The sequence below is a fragment of the Altererythrobacter chaiwopuensis genome, from assembly GCF_054957735.1.
The window spans coordinates 114,171-131,916 of record NZ_JBTXJF010000002.1; the positions used below are offsets into that span (position 1 = coordinate 114,171).

At 60.7% G+C, this 17,746-nt stretch carries 13 protein-coding genes, 1 tRNA gene and 1 other annotated feature; of the genes, 5 read left to right on the forward strand and 9 right to left on the reverse strand.

The annotated features are described in order from the left end of the window. Positions 1–6 precede the first annotated feature (6 nt). On the reverse strand, positions 7–1,149 hold the full coding sequence (locus ACX3VQ_RS09870) for an acyl-CoA dehydrogenase family protein (protein ID WP_462580886.1): 1,143 nt from the start codon (positions 1,147–1,149) through the stop codon (positions 7–9). Between the two features lie 195 nt (positions 1,150–1,344). On the opposite strand from ACX3VQ_RS09870, the gene ACX3VQ_RS09875 reads away from it, so the two are divergent. Continuing rightward, the gene (locus ACX3VQ_RS09875) at positions 1,345–1,581 is read left to right on the forward strand and encodes a hypothetical protein (RefSeq protein ID WP_462572987.1); all 237 of its coding nucleotides are present in this window, start codon (positions 1,345–1,347) and stop codon (positions 1,579–1,581) included. Positions 1,582–1,617: 36 nt separating this feature from the next. Here the strand turns inward: ACX3VQ_RS09875 and ACX3VQ_RS09880 are convergent, their stop codons facing one another. Beyond that, positions 1,618–1,917 carry a YciI family protein gene (locus tag ACX3VQ_RS09880; protein WP_462572985.1) on the reverse strand — a complete coding sequence of 100 codons (300 nt, stop codon included), beginning with the start codon at positions 1,915–1,917 and terminating at the stop codon, positions 1,618–1,620. After that, on the reverse strand, positions 1,917–2,672 hold the full coding sequence (locus ACX3VQ_RS09885) for an enoyl-CoA hydratase/isomerase family protein (RefSeq protein WP_462580888.1): 756 nt from the start codon (positions 2,670–2,672) through the stop codon (positions 1,917–1,919). The genes ACX3VQ_RS09880 and ACX3VQ_RS09885 overlap by 1 nt, the downstream gene beginning before the upstream one ends. Positions 2,673–3,028: 356 nt before the next feature. Here ACX3VQ_RS09885 and putA point away from each other — a divergent pair, with 356 nt between their 5' ends. After that, entirely contained in the window at positions 3,029–6,592 is a 3,564-nt protein-coding gene (gene putA, locus ACX3VQ_RS09890; protein ID WP_462581205.1) for a bifunctional proline dehydrogenase/L-glutamate gamma-semialdehyde dehydrogenase PutA, read from the forward strand. 122 nt (positions 6,593–6,714) lie between these two features. On the opposite strand, the gene ACX3VQ_RS09895 is transcribed toward putA, so the two are convergent. Continuing rightward, entirely contained in the window at positions 6,715–9,006 is a 2,292-nt protein-coding gene (locus tag ACX3VQ_RS09895) for a TonB-dependent receptor (RefSeq protein WP_462580890.1), read from the reverse strand. Positions 9,007–9,229: 223 nt separating this feature from the next. Between ACX3VQ_RS09895 and ACX3VQ_RS09900 the strand changes: the two genes are divergently transcribed. Then, entirely contained in the window at positions 9,230–10,213 is a 984-nt protein-coding gene (locus ACX3VQ_RS09900; protein ID WP_462580891.1) for a LacI family DNA-binding transcriptional regulator, read from the forward strand. A 54-nt stretch (positions 10,214–10,267) separates the two neighbouring features. Here ACX3VQ_RS09900 and ACX3VQ_RS09905 read toward each other — a convergent pair whose 3' ends face one another. Continuing rightward, positions 10,268–11,551, reverse strand: coding sequence for an MFS transporter (locus ACX3VQ_RS09905; RefSeq protein WP_462580892.1), 1,284 nt, complete (start codon positions 11,549–11,551; stop codon positions 10,268–10,270). Between the two features lie 182 nt (positions 11,552–11,733). Here ACX3VQ_RS09905 and ACX3VQ_RS09910 point away from each other — a divergent pair, with 182 nt between their 5' ends. Further along, complete coding sequence (locus tag ACX3VQ_RS09910; RefSeq protein WP_462580893.1) at positions 11,734–13,317, forward strand: alpha-amylase family glycosyl hydrolase; 1,584 nt, start codon at positions 11,734–11,736, stop codon at positions 13,315–13,317. A 44-nt stretch (positions 13,318–13,361) separates the two neighbouring features. Here ACX3VQ_RS09910 and ACX3VQ_RS09915 read toward each other — a convergent pair whose 3' ends face one another. Both ACX3VQ_RS09915 and ACX3VQ_RS09920 read right to left on the reverse strand, forming a co-directional pair. Further along, positions 13,362–14,213, reverse strand: coding sequence for a universal stress protein (locus ACX3VQ_RS09915; protein ID WP_462580894.1), 852 nt, complete (start codon positions 14,211–14,213; stop codon positions 13,362–13,364). Between the two features lie 14 nt (positions 14,214–14,227). Continuing rightward, on the reverse strand, positions 14,228–15,712 hold the full coding sequence (locus ACX3VQ_RS09920; protein WP_462580896.1) for a SulP family inorganic anion transporter: 1,485 nt from the start codon (positions 15,710–15,712) through the stop codon (positions 14,228–14,230). A 97-nt stretch (positions 15,713–15,809) separates the two neighbouring features. Beyond that, positions 15,810–15,863 (reverse strand) — a sequence feature (sul1 is cis-regulatory element that is thought to sense ions involved in sulfur or methionine metabolism; They are found in Alphaproteobacteria). A 629-nt stretch (positions 15,864–16,492) separates the two neighbouring features. Between ACX3VQ_RS09920 and ACX3VQ_RS09925 the strand changes: the two genes are divergently transcribed. Next, a complete protein-coding gene (locus ACX3VQ_RS09925) occupies positions 16,493–16,903 on the forward strand; it encodes a DUF302 domain-containing protein (protein WP_462580897.1) in 411 nt (136 codons plus the stop codon). 173 nt (positions 16,904–17,076) lie between these two features. On the opposite strand, the gene ACX3VQ_RS09930 is transcribed toward ACX3VQ_RS09925, so the two are convergent. Further along, a tRNA-Met gene (locus tag ACX3VQ_RS09930) sits at positions 17,077–17,153 on the reverse strand. Between the two features lie 74 nt (positions 17,154–17,227). Then, a complete protein-coding gene (locus tag ACX3VQ_RS09935) occupies positions 17,228–17,740 on the reverse strand; it encodes a 2'-5' RNA ligase family protein (protein WP_462580898.1) in 513 nt (170 codons plus the stop codon). Between the last annotated feature and the right edge of the window lie 6 nt (positions 17,741–17,746).

Sequence of the window (17,746 nt, forward strand, 5' to 3'; positions counted from 1 at the left end):
CTCCCTTCAGATCGAACGGCTGATCACTTCCTTCATGATCTCGTTGGTGCCGCCGAAGATGCGCGTTACGCGCGCATCGCGCCACAGCCGGGCGATGGCATATTCATTCATGTAGCCCGCACCGCCATGCAGCTGCAGTGCCGTGTCGCAAGCCTCCCACTGCAGGTCGGTGTGCCACAGCTTGGCCGCGCTCGCTTCATCGGTGGTGAGCTCACCCTTGAGATGCCGAGAGATCGCCCAGTCGAGATGCGCCCAGCCCACCTGCAGCTTGGCCTTGAGATCGGCCAGAGTGAACTTGGTGTTCTGGAATTCGAACACGGTCTTGCCAAACGCCTTGCGATCCTTGGTGAACTTCACCGCTTCATCGAAAGCGCGCTGCGCCCCCGCCTGCGCCGCCACCGCAATGCCCAGCCGTTCCTGCGGCAGTTCCTCCATCAAATGGACGAAGCCCCGCCCTTCGCCGCCCAATATGTTCGTCTTGGGGACGCGGCAATCGTTGAAGAACAGTTCGGATGTGTCGGCGGAATGCTGGCCGATCTTGTCGAGATTGCGGCCACGCTCGAAGCCCGGCGTATCGGCATCGACCAGCACCAACGTGGTGCCCTTGGCCCCCTGGCTGGGATCGGTCTTGGCGACCACGACCACGCAATCGGCGTTCTGGCCATTGGTGATGTAAGTCTTGGAGCCATTGATCACCAGGTGATTGCCATCTTCCACTGCTGTGGTTCTAATACCCTGCAGGTCCGAACCCGCGCCCGGTTCGGTCATGGCGATGGCGGTGATGATGTCGCCCGATACCATGCCGGGGAGATACTTCTGCCGTTGTTCCTCGGTGCCCAGCCGCTGGAAATAATTGGCGGTGATATCGTTCTGGAGCGTGAAGCCGGCAGATGAACCGAGATAGGACAGTTCCTCGCACAGCACGCAGTTGAAGCCGAAATCGAGCCCCAGCCCGCCATTCTCTTCGCTGACCGTGGGGCAAAGCAGCCCTGCCTCGCCCATTGCCTTCCAGGTCTCACGCGGGACGATGCCCTTTTCCTCATGCTCATCGAGATAGGGAGTGAGGTGCTGGGCAAAGACCTTGCGAACCGTGTCACGAAAGGCCTCGTGGTCCTCATTGTAGGCGGTGCGCTTGCTGGTATCGAGCATTGATCTGGCTTTCTTAGGCTCAGGATTGAAACTTGTGGCCGCTGTTCATGGCAATCAGGCCGAACTGTGTCATGCCAGCACAGACGCGACAACAAAACTTGGCTAATATGACAGCATTGACCGATATTGGCGTTGGGGCGCAAGCACGCTATTCACTGCGACACAACCAGGGTCGCGCAATCTGGGAGGCGGTCAATGGATCCACTCGATTCCGGCGCGCTGGTAGGCTGGAAGATCAATGATCTGGGACAGCGCATGGTGCTGCGACTGCAAACCATGCACCGGACGGAACAAGAAGATAAACAGCTGCGCGAACGTGCGGTGCTGCTGGATCGCAACCAGGCAGTCCTGTTGGCGAATTACCTCTACGAAGTAACCGGCCAATCCAGGCCGAAACGGCGTGGTCTCCTGCAGATGCTGTTTGGCAATTGACCGTATCCTGGCGGTCGGCCGTGCCAACGTTCCGCGCTATTGCCCGCTACCGCCAGCCCAATCACCGAACAACGGCTGGAATTCGTCCGCGCGAATCGATTGCCACACCCCAACCGAGAAATAGGGGATGGCTTCAAGCCTGGAGCGGGCTTCGGCTTCATCCCTGGCCTTGATGATCAGCAGCGAACCAACAATCTTGTCGCCCTTGGCCAGCGGGCCGGCGACCGCGAAATGCTCGCCATGCTCTTCGAAGTGCTTGAGCAAGGCGTCATGGCTATGCTCGCGAAAAATCTCGCCGTGCTCGCCGTCGCGGCAGTAAAAGGCGAATAGCTTCATCAGCTGAATTCCGGTTTGCGCTTCTGTGCGAATGCAGCCGCCCCCTCGGCGAAATCATGCCGCGTGAAGGCAGCGCCAAAGATCCCCAGAGTTTCTGCATCATCCTGCGCCTGCCCATCGAGCACGCGGCGCACGAAGCGCTTGTTTTCGACGGCAGAGTGCGTGGAAGTGGCAAGAATCTGCTCGATCAATGCGTCCGAACTGTCCGCCAGGATTTCGACAAGTCCGATACGTTGGGCTTCCTGCGCGTTCAGAAGCTCTGCGGTAAACAGAATGCGTTTGGCCTGGCCGGGCCCGACCAGATCGGTCAGCAGCTTCACATCATGCAGCGGATAGACCAGCCCAAGCTTGCCCGGCGTGATGCCGAAGCGCGCTCGGCCCGTGGCAACGCGAATGTCGCACGCCAGCGCCAATCCGCAGCCGCCGCCAATGCAATCCCCATCGATAAAGGCAATGGTAGGCAAACTGACGCGCGCAAGTTCGCGCTGCACACGGTTTATTTCCGCCTGGTTGGCCTCGCGCCAGGCCATATCATCCTTGTGCGCGAGCATTTCCTTGATGTCGGCCCCGGCACAAAAGGCGCCCGTCCCCTCCGCTGAGCGCAGCTCCAGCACCCGGATCCCAGAATCGCTTTCAGCGTCGGCAATAAGGCCGGGCAATGCCTCCCACATCGTCATGTTGATCGCATTGCGCGCCTCAGGCCTGTCGATCAGCAGCCGGGCAACGGTCCCCGATTTTTCCAGCCTCAGGTTCATTGCGTACCTTTCTCACTCGCCTTGTCCCGGCTCGCCGCGCCTTCGCCGAATCTCGGGTCGCAAGCTTATCTGCTGCGAGTGGGATAGCAAAACGATTGCAGTGCGCCATAATAATGACGGTCCGGGCGGTGCTTGATAGCCATTCCAGAACGATTGCATCCCACATTGTAGCGGGCATTCGCGGTCATGGCCGCGGCATCGATAGCCCGCCACCGCAGGACTGGACGCTGGCCTTGACATTGCGCTGTCTCATCCGCACCTCGGGCAAAGTTGCCGCGCAATTCAGCCAGAGGGACAGCCAATTTCCCCGGCCTGGAAAAATTGCCCCCACCCACACCGGATTCGCCGTGGACCAGTTGACTCACTCCTCCCCCTTCACCCGCTTTGCCCCGCCGATCAGCGCCCCCACGCCGTTGCGGCGCGCGATTACCGCAGCCTATCGCCTGCCCGAGCCTGAGGCGGTTCTGCCGCTGATCGAGGCTGCACGGGTATCGGCTCAGGACAATGCGGCCATCGCTGCGATCACGCGCGAATTGATCACGCGTTTGCGCCGCAAGGGGCAGCGCGGCGGGGTCGAGGGGTTGGTGAAGGAATACTCGCTGTCGACGCAGGAAGGCGTCGCGCTGATGTGCCTTGCCGAAGCGCTGCTGCGCGTGCCCGACAAGGCCACCCGCGATGCGCTGATCCGTGACAAGATCGCGCATGGCAATTGGCGCGCGCACCTGGGCGATGGCCGTTCGATCTTCGTCAATGCCGCCACCTGGGGCCTGGTGGTTTCGGGCCGGCTGGTTTCGCCGGTGCGCGAGCGCGGACTTGCCGCCTCGCTCTCCGGCCTGATCAAGCGCGCGGGCGAGCCGGTGATCCGCAGCGGCGTGAACATGGCGATGGAGATGATGGGCGAACAGTTCGTCACCGGCGAGACCATCTCCGAGGCCTTGCGGCGCGCGCGCAAGCAAGAGGAACTGGGCTTTGCCTACAGCTATGACATGCTGGGCGAAGCGGCGATGACGATGCGCGATGCAGAGCGCTATTACGCCGATTACGAGCGCGCGATCCATGCCATCGGCAAGGCGGCGAAGGGCCGCGGGGTTTACGCAGGCCCCGGCATTTCGATCAAGCTGTCCGCGCTTCACCCGCGCTATGTCCGCGCGCAGGCCGATCGCGTGATGGGCGAGCTGCTGCCCAGGGTGCGCGAACTGGCGCTGATGGCGAAGCAATATGACATCGGGTTCAATATCGATGCCGAAGAAGCCGACCGGCTCGAACTGTCGCTCGACATTCTCGAAGCGCTGGCGCTCGATCCCGAGCTCGCGGGCTGGGACGGCCTGGGCTTCGTGGTGCAGGCCTATGGCAAGCGTTGCCCCTTCGTGATCGACTGGATTATCGATCTTGCCCGGCGATCGGGGCACCGCATCATGGTGCGGCTGGTCAAGGGTGCCTATTGGGACAGCGAGATCAAGCGCGCGCAGGTCGACGGCCTGCCCGACTTCCCGGTCTTTACCCGCAAGGTCCACACCGATGTCAGCTATCTCGCCTGCGCCCGCAAGCTGCTGGCCGCACGCGAGCACGTGTTCCCGCAGTTCGCGACCCACAACGCCCAGTCGCTGGCCACGATCTATCACCTGGCAGGCGAGGATTTCAGCACCGGCGATTACGAGTTCCAGTGCCTGCACGGTATGGGCGAAGCGCTGTACGAGGAAGTGGTGGGCAAGAAGAAGCTCGATCGCCCGTGCCGGATCTATGCCCCGGTCGGCACGCATGAGACGCTGCTGGCCTATCTGGTGCGCCGCCTGCTCGAGAACGGGGCCAACTCCTCTTTCGTCAACCGCATCTGGGACGAGCAGGTGTCGCTAGATGAACTCTCGGTCGATCCGGTGACAGAGGCCGAAGCGATCGATCCTGTCGGCTCGCTCCATCCGATGATCAGGCTCCCGTGCGAGCTCTATCCCGATCGCGTCAACTCACGCGGGCTCGACCTGACCGATGAGATGGTGCTGGCACACTTTTCGGAGACCCTGCGCGAAAGTGCGGGCAGAATGTGGCGCGCTGCGCCGCTCATCCCAGGCCTGCAGGCGACCCGCAAGGCCGAAGCCGTGCTGAACCCGGCCGCTCACCGCGATGTGGTGGGCCAGGTCGAGAATGCGCTTGCCCGCGATGCGCAGCTCGCCGCGCGCAACGCGGCCGCGGCCTTCCCTGCCTGGGCGGCAACGCCGGTTGATGCCCGCGCTGCCTGCCTGGAGAAGGCAGCTGACCTGCTCGACGCGCGGATGGAGGAACTGCTGGGCCTGATCATGCGCGAGGCGGGCAAGTCGGCCTCCAATGCCATTGCCGAAGTGCGCGAGGCAGTCGACTTCCTGCGTTACTACGCCAACGAGGCGCGCGCCGGGCTGCAGGGCGCCGAGGCGGTGGGGCCGATGGTCTGCATCAGCCCGTGGAACTTCCCGCTGGCAATCTTCACCGGACAGGTCGCCGCCGCGCTGGCGGCTGGCAACACCGTACTCGCCAAGCCGGCCGAGGAAACTCCGCTGATCGCCGCGCAGGCGGCGGCGATATTACATGAGGCCGGGATCCCGCCGGGCGTGCTGCAGCTGGTGACGGGCGCGGGCGAGATCGGTGCCGCGCTGGTATCGGCCCCCGAGACCTGCGGGGTGATCTTCACCGGTTCGACCGAAGTGGCCAAGCTGATCCAGCGCCAACTGGCCACCCGCACCCTGCGCGATGGCGCGCCCATTCCGCTGATCGCCGAGACCGGCGGACAGAACGCGATGGTGGTTGATAGCTCTGCCCTGCCCGAACAGGTGGTGCGTGATGTAATCGCCAGCGCCTTCGACAGCGCCGGCCAGCGCTGCTCAGCGCTGCGGATCCTGTGCGTGCAGGACGACATAGCCGACGAGCTGATGGAGATGCTGCGCGGCGCGCTGAAAGAGCTGCGGGTCGGCCCGACCGACGCATTGCGGGTCGATGTCGGCCCGGTGATCAGCGCCGAAGCGCAGGGCAACATCACCGCTCACATCGAAGCCATGCGCAAGGCCGGGCACCGGATCGAGCAGCTGGAGCTCGATCAGGCAGCTGACCAAGGCACCTTCGTTGCCCCCACGATGATCGAGATCGACGATATCGCGCAGTTGGAGCGCGAGGTGTTCGGGCCGGTGCTGCATGTGCTGCGCTATGCGCGCAAGGACCTGCCCGGCGTGATGCGGCAGATCAACGCCACCGGCTACGGCCTCACCTTCGGGCTGCACAGCCGGATCGACGATTCGATCGAAGAGATCATCTCGCACGCCGATGCCGGCAATATCTACATCAACCGCAACGTCATCGGCGCGATCGTGGGCGTCCAGCCCTTCGGCGGGCGCGGCCTGTCCGGCACCGGCCCCAAGGCTGGCGGGCCGCTTTATCTGGGCCGGTTGGTCAAGGATGCGGAGCCCAGTTCGGCGATCCTGCGCGACGAACAGGGCGCACCGATGCTGGGCCACATGACCGGGCTGCCCGGCCCGGTGGGCGAACGCAATCTCTACAGCGTCAAGCCGCGCGGGCGGGTGCTGCTGTTGCCGCAAACCAGCGAGGGGCTGTACGCCCAGCTGAAAGCGGTCGCGGCCAGCGGCAATAGCGCCGCGCTGCCCGATGACGCGCAGACGCGCCAACTGCACGGCGATCTGCCCGTGGAGGTGATCGAGGACACCATCTGGGTCGCCGACTGGACTGCCGAGCCGCCCTTTGCACATGTGCTGATCGAGGATGCGGGGCAGGACATCCGACCCACCCTCGCCGCCATTGCCGCCAAAGACGGGCCGATCCCGATCGTCCAGCTAGGCGGGGAAACCCGCGCCTATCGCACTGACTGGATGTTCGAGGAAGTCGCCATCTCGGTCGACACCACCGCAGCAGGCGGCAACGCCAGCCTCATGGCAGTGGTGTGACCCGGCCAATCCGGCAAACCGCCACAAATTCGTTTCACCAACAGAAAACTGGCGGGCCAAGGATTTTTCCCTGACCCGCCAGCCTCAGCAATGCGACCCTGCAAGAGCTGAGTTCAACCGCTTCAGAAGTTGTATCCGACCGTGAACTTGACCGAACGCCCAAGGATCGGGCGACCATTCGGTGCCGTCGGATTGCGCGGATCGCCTTCGGTGATGCCATGCGAATTGTTCAGATTATCCGCATGGACCTGGCCATAAAGGCCCGATTCATGGCGAACCAGAACGCCCAGATCAAGCTTCTGATAACTCGGCAAATCGACGGTATTGGCATTGTCGCCAAACCGCTTCCCGGCATGGGTCAGGCTGCCATAGAGCGTGCCAGATAGCGTTCCGAGATCGAAATCATAGCTTGGCGAAAAGCGGGCCTGGAATTCGGGCTGACGCTGAACCTGATTGCCGATGTCCGCCGTGATAGTCGATCGCGTGATATCCGCATCCTGATAGGTGAGCGTGCCGGCAAGGCCGAAACCGCCAAACCGCAAGGTCGATTCGACTTCCACCCCATAGGCTTCTGCGGTGAAGAACGAAGCGGGGACACTACCGCCAACCGTGTTCGAGAACTGGTCCGTCTTGGTGTAGAAACCGGTAACGAACAAGCCAACGGTGCCATTGTTGAATTTGGCGCCGGTTTCGGCCTGTTTGATGCTTTGAACAGCAGTCGAACCATCGCGAATCTGGTCAAAATCAGGGAACCGATAACCGTCTGAATAACGGCCATATACCATCAGATCAGGCGTAAGATCGTAGCTGAGCGCTGCGGTCCAGGCGATTTCATCATCCGATTCCGAAAAGGTAAGATCCCGTACACCGTCCGGAAAGCCCGGCCCGGTGTCGAGCACGAAATTGATGTCGATGTTCTCGAAACGAACACCGCCATCCAGTTTGAGCCCTTCGACCAGCTCGAAAGTTCCACCGGCATAGAAGGCCAGAATATCGGCATCGCCGGCATCGGCCAGGCCGAAGTTGAACCCGCCATTGCCGCCAGCTGTGGCAATATCTCCGGGAGTGACATTCGCCAGCGTATCGCCATTGGGCGCATTGTGAACGGCAATCGGGTTGCCAATCGACCACCAGTCATCCGAACTGAACGAGGAGGTATAGACACCAAGGGTGAGTTCGTGCTGATCACGATCACCGAGCAATTGCGTGAGGCTGAGATCGTTCGAGAACGATTCGATGTCCTTGAGCACAACCCAGTGGCCATAGGTCTGCACGAAGTCATCGGATGCCAGTGTCACGCCGCCAGTGGTTTCCACAGGGCCGCCGATCACGCTTTCAACCGCGCCCACGGTTACCGCGGAACCTGCCGGGACGAACCCGAAAGTATCCGCGTTGCCGTTGACGTAATTGAAGTTGTCACGCAGCGTCAGGCCGTCGGCAATTTCAAACTCGGCATTGGCGCCGACCACATAGCCGTCCCAGCCGCGACCGTCAGCGAAGTCGAAGGTCTCGGTTGTGCCGCTGGGGTCGACCTGAAGTGTGCGAAGCCGCGTGGCATTGCCCAATTGCGAGAACTCGCCAAGGTCGAGATTCGGGTTGGCGAGGTTGAACGGCAGATACCATTGGCCGTGATCATCGGTGTACCGCCCGTAGAGGTTCAGCTTGCCGTTATCAAAGTGCTTGGTAAGCTGAACGGTCAGCTGCTGCCCCTCTTCAGAGGTGAACTGAGCGTCGCGCACACCATCGGAACGGCGGACGTAGCCGCCCACCATGTAATAGAAATCATTGCCCAGCGGCCCGCTGAGCACCGTATCGAAGCGCGTTCCGCCAAAATCGGTAATCGACGCTTCCACCGCACCTTCGGTTACATCGGTGCCTTCCTTGAGCCGGAAGTTGATTGTCGCACCCGGCTCACCGCGCGCAAACACCGCATTGGGGCCGCCGCGCAGCACTTCGACGTTGCTGACCGTCAGGTCAGGCCGGAACAGGGTGCTGGTTTCGAAGAATGAAAGTGTGTTTGTCCCGAACAATGGCGAGCCGTTGACAGAGAATGTCACAAAGGGAGCATCACCGCCCGAAGGAATGCCGCGGACCATGATGTTCGCGCCAGCAACGCCGCCGGAGCTCTCAGACCAGATGCCGGGAACGCCCTTGAGCAGATCGGCCGAGCTTTTCGGGCTCAGGATTGCCAGGTCTTCCTGATCGAAGGTCGTGACAGAGAAGCTCGCGTCGAGCTTGTTGATGCCCTTACCGCCGGCCGTACCGATAATAATGATTTCGTTGCCAGCTGTATCAGCGCTCTCGCCGCCGGCAGCATCCGTGCTTTGCGCATATGCCGAAACCGGCAATGCTGTGATGGCCAAGGTGGCTGCACCAGCCATCAGGTTGAAAATTTTTATGCGACGGCTCTTCACGATACACTCTCCCTTGAAGACTACCCTTATTAGGACTTGGCGTCCTGTAACCAAATGTGAAATGCATTTCAAGCACCAGTTGCGCTTATTCCACGTTGTGGCATGTAGTGCCATGTTGCATCGGGGGAGGAGCGCAGCTTTGAGCGAACCGGGGAATGATTGAATGACCAGTGAAAAAAGCCCGCCAACGCGACACGGGAGGTCTCGCGCAATGGGGGTCAGCATGGCGGACATTGCCCGGCTGGCCAATGTATCCAAGCCCACCGTGTCGCGCGTGCTCTCTGGCAGCCCGCTGGTAACCGAGAAAACGCGCGAGCATGTGCTCAGGATCGCGCGCGAACATGGCTATGCCGTCAATCGCAATGCACAAAAACTCCGCCAGACCCGCACTGACACGATCGCAGTTGTGCTCGATTTCGGCTCGTTCCGCGGTGGCCGCATTGCCGATCCGTTCATTTTCGAATTGCTCGCCGGGGTAGCCGAAGCCCTTTCGGTCCGAAATCTTGACTTGCTCCTGGCCCCACCTTCTTCAGGGGACGCACGCGACTATCTGGACCAGATCAACGCAAGGGTGGTGGACGGTTTCGTTTTCCTGGGCCAGGGCGAACGCGATCCCTTGTTGCGTAAACTGGCAAAAACCAAGGTTCCCTTCGTGGTTTGGGGCGCGGTTGACCCATCTGAACCCTATTGCGCGGTGGGCAGTGACAATTTTCTGGGAGGGCAACTGGCGGGCCGTTATTTCCTCCGTTCAAATCGCAAGCGCTGGCTTTATGTCGGCAATGACAATCATATCGAATTTCGCATGCGACATGCCGGACTTGAATCGGCGGCGCACGAATCCGGCGCTGAAGTCACCATCGATACGCTGCCGGTGCCGGCTATGTCCTATTCCGCCACATTTGACGCGGTGAAATCCTATATCGGCCGGAATCCGGCCCCCGATGCGATTTTCTGCTTTTCCGACACTGCCGCAATGGCAGCAATCTCGGGATTGCGCGAAGCAGGCCTGAACTCTCCTGGAGATTATTCGCTGGTCGGTTACAACAACATTCCGCCCGCAGCGGACTTCACACCCGCAATCACCACGGTCGAGCAGGAGACCCACCTCGCGGGCGCCATCCTGGTCGAAAAGCTGATGCAGCTCGTCGAAGGCGGGCGGGCCAATTCGACGTTATTGCCGACCCGGCTGATAGAGCGGGAAACCTGAAACTGCCGACCAGCCCGAGCTAGCCCTTTGCCAAAGGGCCCCTGCCGCCAACCGTCAAGCCTGGGCCAGCCGGCGAAGCCAGACAGTGGCTGCAGCCAACAGGATGATCGGAAGCAGCAGGCTGTAGAGCACATCGGCACTGGGAATGGCGGAAAACAGCTCCGCGACCATGCGTGAGCCAGCGGTGCCGCCCAATGCCGAAAAGACCACGATCAATCCGATCAACCCTGCCTGCTTGGCCGGGGGAATGGTGGAAAGCACCACCGAATTGAGCGTTGGATAGATGGGAGCCATGAAAAAGCCGATCGCCGGCAAAACGAAGGTCACGAATGGAACATCGCCCCAATTCGTCACCTGCCTGCCATCGACGGCGGCAGCCAGGCTTGGAACCACTCCCAGAATCAGCGCCATTCCAATGAAGCACCCCATCAGAAGCGCAAACCATCCAACCCGTGTCACGACCAGTCCTGCACAGAAACGCCCGGCTGCTATCGCCAGCGCGAAGACCGAAGCCGCCTGCACGGCAATCTGGCCATCAAGCCCAAGCATCTGATGATTGATAGTGGGAAGCCAGGTTCCCAGGCCCTGCTCGATGAATACGTAGAGAAATACGCCGACAACGAAAATCTGGGTTACCCGCAGGACCACGAGGGCGATCATCTCGCGAAATGCAACCGACGCCGGCTTGCCTTCTGCTTCTTCTGCAAGCCGGCTTTCATCGATCTGCATCACAGCGACAAGCAGACCGGCCACAAGGCACAACGCTGCCAGTAACCAATAGGTATCGAGCCAGGATGACGAAGCGGCATCGGTCGGATCAATGAAGTATGCAAAGATCCACGCGCTGGCGACAACAGCGGTCATGAAGACCGCCTCGATAATGCCAAGCAAGCGGGCGTGGGTGGCCGTGCTGTCGCTAAGCAGCCCGACCGCTGAATAGACCGACACCTTCATCAGGGCGAAACCGAAACCGGTGCAAAAGAACATCGCCTGCGTTGCCCAGAACACGTCTGCAAGCGGAACCAGCACGCAACCTGCCCCGGCTATCGCCAAGGCGGCAAGCATCGATCGCTTGAGCCCGAAGCGAGGCAATTGCGCGGCGATAATGAATGATACGACCGCAATCGTCAGGTCCTTGAATGCCTCAAGCGTTGACGCAGTAACATTATCGACCCGAAAATAGACGATCGACTGAAGAATGACCGTTCCCACGCTATTGAGCAGGATTGCGAACACTGCATAGGCTGCACTCAAGATGGCCGCCGTCGCAAAAAGTCCTGTCATCCGGCTTTTCACCGATACGCCAACTGGATCAACAGCGCTTGCGTCAGACGTCATCGAGCTTGCTCCCCCCTCAATTAGCCCGGACCAGCGGTTGCTCCGCCCATCATTCGTCCAAGGTCACTTGCAAAAGCCCTATCATATCATTTATGAAATGCATATCATAAGAATTGCATCGCTGGCTTTGCAACGGTTTGCAACGACATGCCATCCAACAATCCCCGGAGGACCGAGCAAAAATGACCGAATGGTGGCGTGGCGGAGTAATCTATCAAGTTTATCCCCGCAGCTTTTGCGATTCCGACAATGACGGCGTGGGTGACCTGCCCGGCGTTTTGTCGCGCATGGATTACCTCGCGCAACTGGGCGTTGACGGAGTCTGGCTTTCGCCGTTCTTCGAATCGCCCATGCGTGATTTCGGGTATGACATCTCCGATTATCGCAAGGTCGATCCCATCTTCGGCACGCTTGCCGATTTCGACAATGTTCTTGAGGGGGTGCATGCGCGCGGCCTGAAACTGGTGATCGACCAGGTTTACTCGCATACTTCCGACCAGCACGAATGGTTCAAGGAAAGTCGCCGCTCGCGCGATAATCCCAAATCCGATTGGTACGTCTGGGCCGATGCCAGGCCCGACGGGGGGCCACCGAACAACTGGATCTCGCTGTTCGGAGGGCAGGCCTGGTCATGGGACTCGCGGCGTAAGCAGTATTACATGCACAATTTCCTGTCCGAACAACCCGATTTGAACTTTCACAACGCCGAAGTGCGCGCGGAGATACTCGATGCCGCGCGATTCTGGCTTGAGCGAGGGGTCGACGGTTTCCGCCTTGATGTCGCCAATTTCTATTACTGCGATCCGCAATTGCGCGACAATCCGCCCAAATCGCCGGACGGCGGGTTCGCCCGCCCCTATTGGCATCAACGGCATCTCCATGACCGGTCACAACCCGAAAATCTCGAATTCATGGGCGAACTGCGGCGCGTGGTCGACAGCTATGGCGAATTGATGACCGTGGCGGAGATCGGCAGCGATTCCTATATCGACCGCTCGATCGAATATACCGAACCTGGCAGGCTCCACACAGCGTATAACTTCCTGCTGCTCGAAAATGGACCGCTGACGACGGGACTCATCAGGAATGCGCTGGAAAGCTGGACCAGCGAAACGTCCTGGCCAAGCTGGTCGTTTTCCAATCACGATGTCGTGCGCGCCCGTACCCGTTGGGGCGGCGAGGCAGCCGGTGATGAGTTTGCGAATCTGCTGATGGGAATCCTGATGTGCCTGCGGGGCACAATATTCCTCTATCAGGGTGACGAACTTGGCTTGCCGCAGGCAGATGTGCCGTTCGAAAGGCTGCAGGACCCGGAAGGAATCCGGTTCTGGCCTGACAGCCTTGGGCGCGATGGCTGCCGCACTCCGATTCCCTGGGCCAAGGATCAGCCCAATGCCGGATTCAGCACCGTCGAGCCATGGCTGCCGGTGGATCCCCTGCATCATGACTATGCCGTGGATGTTCAGGAATCCGATCCGGCTTCCACCCTGGCGCTGACCCGCAAATTCATCGCCTTTCGCAAGGCCCACCCGGCCTTGCGGCTTGGCAGCAGCCGGTTCCTTGATGCGCCCGAGCCGATCCTGGCGTTTGAGCGCGGCGAGGCAGAAGGTGATGGCCCGCTGCTGTGCCTGTTCAATCTCGGCGACAAGGAGGTTGAATATCAACTTCCCTGTCCGGCCGAGAAACTGGATTATGGCCTGCCCGGAACTGTTGAAGGCAGCAAGGCGGTGCTGCCCCCTTGGGGCGGGCTTGTGCTCGCGATCTGAACGGCGGCGCAGCTCATCGCGGAAACGGGCTGGATCGATCGGCGCTATCGCACCATCAGCACCGGAACCTTCACCGTGCGTACCATCTCGGTCGTCGTGCTGCCCACGATCATGCGGCGGATCGGCGAGTGGCCATAGGCGCCCATCAGCAGCAAGGCGTGATCGGTTGAGGCGACTACGCCCGGAATGACCTGCTCGGCCTTGCCGCTTTCCATGATTGTGGTCACCGGATGGCCCGGCGCAAAGGCGGCCTCTGCCCTCGCAAGTTGCGCACGCTTTGTCTCGCCTTCAGCTTCGGCCATCACGATCGTAACCGGCAGGTCGCCGAACAACGGCGAATTGGCGAGCCGTTCAAGCGCACGGTCGGCCGCGGGGCTGGCGTCATAAGCAAAAATGACATGCTTCGGCTCGGCGTATTCGCGTGAAGCGACCAGCACCGGCTTGGCACTTGCCCTGACCACACGCTCGATCATCGAGCCGATGTGATCTGAAGCATATTCGTGCCCCACACCGCGCTTGCCCATAACCACGACCCGCGCATGGTCCTCGCGCTCAAGGATCGTCTCGACGACCCCGCCATGCCGGTGAAGCGTCGTAACATCGGCAATGCCCGCCTCGCGCAGCAGCTGCTCGCCTGCCGCCAGCAGCACGCGGCCCTTCTCGATCTCATTACGGCTGCTCGCTTCGGACAGGCGCACGAGCTCTTCCATCAGATGGCTCTTGACGCCAAGACCTATGGCACCTGACAGATCCCTGCGCGCGGTCACCGGATCTTGCCGCTGGACGACGTGCAGCAGTTCGACGGGAAGCGACAGGCGCCGTGCTGCCCATCCGGCATAGCCGCAAACGCTGGCCGCATAAGCCGAAGCGTCAATCGCCGCGAGGACGCGTTCCATTCTTGTCTCCCCCATCAGTGTCCTCCCAGCTGCGCATCGGCGCCGGGCTTGTCATGAATAGCATAGCGCTCGATCATGGTCGCGCTTGCCTCGTTCAGGCCAATGACTTCGACAGCCGTGCCTTCGCGGCGAAACTTGAGAATGGCCTTGTCGAGCGTACCCACTGCCGAAATGTCCCAGAAATGTGCCTGGCTGACATCAATCACCACGCGGTCGAGCACTTCCTTGTAGTCAAAGGCTTCAACGAAGCGGTCGGAGGAGGCGAAAAACACCTGTCCTTCGATCCGGTAAGTGCGCGTGCGACCGTCAGCCGACACCTCGCTTGCAACTGTGAACAGCCGCTTGACCTTGCTGGCGAAAAACAGGCCCGACATGATCACGCCCACGAGCACGCCCTGCGCCAGATCGTGCGTCCACACGACCACCACCACGGTGACGATCATCACCGCTGAAGACTGCCAGGGATGATGGCGGATGTCCTTGATCGAGCGCCACGAGAACGTGCCGATCGAAACCATGATCATCACCGCGACCAGCGAAGCCATCGGGATGATCGCCACCAGCGGGCCAAGCACCAGCAACAGGAACAGCAGGAACACGCCCGATACGAAAGTCGACAGCCGGGTCTCGCCGCCAGACTTCACGTTGATGACCGACTGGCCGATCATCGCGCAGCCGCCCATGCCGCCAAGGAAGCCGGTTAAGAAATTGGCGATGCCCTGCCCCTTCATCTCGCGCTCCTTGTCGGACGGGGTATCGGTAAGATCGTCGACGATCTGTGCGGTCATCATCGATTCAAGCAGGCCGACTGCCGCCATCGTTGCCGAATAGGGCAGGATGATCTGCAGCGTTTCAAGCGTGAACGGCACATCGGGGATGAGCCACACGGGCAGCGAAGAGGGCAGCTCGCCCATATCACCCACCGTGCGCACATCCATGCCGGTGTAAAAGACGACTGCGGTGAGGACAGCGATCGCGACCAGGGGCGACGGCACGGCCTTGGTGAGGCGAGGCATGACATAGATTATGGTAAGCCCCGCCGCGACCAGAATATAGGTCAGCATCGGCACGCCGGTCAGTTCGGGCAGCTGGGCGATAAAGATCAGGATCGCCAGCGCGTTGACGAAGCCGGTGATGACCGAGCGCGAGACATATTGCATCAGCAGATGCAGCCGCAGGAAGCCCGCAAGCACCTGGATAATACCCATCAGGATTGTGGCGGCGAACAGATATTCCACCCCGTGGTCCCTGACGAGCGGCACCACCAGCACGGCAATGGCTGCGGTCGCGGCCGAAATCATGCCAGGCCTTCCGCCAACCAGAGATATGATGACCGCGATTGAGAACGAGGCATAAAGCCCGACACGCGGATCGACACCCGCGATAATCGAGAAGCCGATCGCCTCGGGAATAAGCGCCAGCGCAACGACGATCCCGGCAAGGATGTCTCGCCGGGGATTGGAAAGCCATTCGCGCTTCAGCGCCGAAATATCGATCATGTGAACCTTTGTCTGACACGCGCAACCGGCAATGCGCACCGGCGCAGAGCGGCAGCAGCGACCACGATGTGCGGCATTTGAAAAAGCCGGTCTGGAAAATTGTCCCGGGGATAGGCGCCGGGCCAAGCCACCCGGCAGCGCCGGGTCCGATGAATGGCCGCGCACCTAACGACAGATGCCTCATGTTGCAAGTGCGAAGGCTTTTTCATTAATGACCCGGCTCAGGCCGGCCGCCATGGCCGTTGGACACTGGCAACCGCCATGGCGTTTGCCGAGGTCGCCGGGTTGATATCGCATTGGCTCAAGTACCCGCGCTCGAAACACGAACAGGCCCTGCTTGGCAACGAGACGTGGAGTGTTGGGCGTGGCGGACGTACACCGGCACAAGCGAGGCTGTGAGGGCACAAATTCTAGGGTCAGAACCCAATTCTGTTGAAGCAATCGGCGTCGGTCGTCGGGTAAGCGAAAGCATTTTGAGCTGAAAAGCCTGGTAGCCGAGGAGGTGGGCGCCCCCCGACACGCAAACGCCCTCCCTGCAACGTCGAATTCCTGATCTTGAGCCCTCATCCCGCCCCGGAGCCAGCCGATCAGGCGGTGCAATAGACGCCCTGCCATCGACAATCAGGACTCGAAAGAGATGCGAAGGTAATCTGAAGCTGACCTTCAACGTAGAGCCAGATGGCCGCCATTCGATCTTTGCGTTGAAAGGGTGTAGTTCAGCTTGGGTCAGAATGAATCCAGACACACACGTCTCACCTTCCAGCGAATGGAGACTATCCATTGACCTACTATCTAGCGACAATTCTGGAGACCTCGTTCTCCGAAGCGATCAAAAGGACCGAACTGGCCCTTCAGACCGAAGGCTTTGGCATTATCTCACGCATCGACATGCAAGAGGCTCTCAAGACCAAGATCGGTGTGGAATTCCGCCCCTATATAATCCTTGGGGCTTGCAACCCGAAGCTGGCCTATCAGGCACTGCAGATCGAGGACAAGGTCGGGACGATGCTGCCATGCAATGTCGTTGTGCAAGCGATCGATGATAGGCACACTGAAGTGGCGGCGATTGATCCAGTTGCATCGATGCAGGCTATCGAGAACCCGGATCTTGTGAGCGCTGCCGGCGAGGTGCGGGCAAAACTCGCCAAAGTTATTGAAAGCCTTGATGCCGGTAACGCTACAGATCGTTAATTCGCCAAACGGGTGTTCGCGCCGCACCCGATTTCGGCCAATTGGTTTAGGGGCAAGCGCATAAATGATGGAAATTCCGGGCGTCGACTGGATCGATGCCCAAGAGCCGAGCTTAAGCCAGCGCTCATGGCCAGCGGCGACAACGCAAACCAGACCGCAATTGCTGAATGAAATGGTAGCGGAGGAGGGACTCGAACCCCCGACACGCGGATTATGATTCCGCTGCTCTAACCACCTGAGCTACTCCGCCCCGAAAGGCTTGCCGGGGCAAACGCCCGCTCGGCAGGCGGCGCATTTAGGGCGCAGCCTCGCCCCGGTCAACTGCTATTGCCGCCGAAAGGCGCAACGCTTCACAAACTCCCACGGGCCGCCGCGATAGATGTGCAGTTCGAGCGCGGGAAAGGCGAACTCTCGCGGTTCGATGGCACCGCGCAAACCCGCCTGCAGCGCGCGCGCCTCTTCCTTCGTCACCTTGTTCTGGATGGTGATGTGCAGCCGCGGCTCGTGCAGGTCCTGCGCGGTCAGGCTGCCGTGAAAATGATCGGCAATCTGTGCCCTGATCCCGAGCAGTTCGGGGCTGTGAAGCGCGATCGCGGTCCCCTTCCCTAGATTCATCAACCCGGCAATCCGCCCCACCGGCGGCGCAAATTCGCGCGCAACCCGCGGCAAATAGTCGCGCAATTCCTGAAACAAGGCCGGGGCAAAGGCGTGGAACAGGGTGACGTGGGCATGCAGGTGGTTGCGTTCAGGCGGGAAGTGGGCACGCCGCAGGGCGTCGGCCCAGGCGAAGATGTCATCGGGCAGCGCCGCGGTGACGATGAATGGCGAGCTTCCCATGCGGCG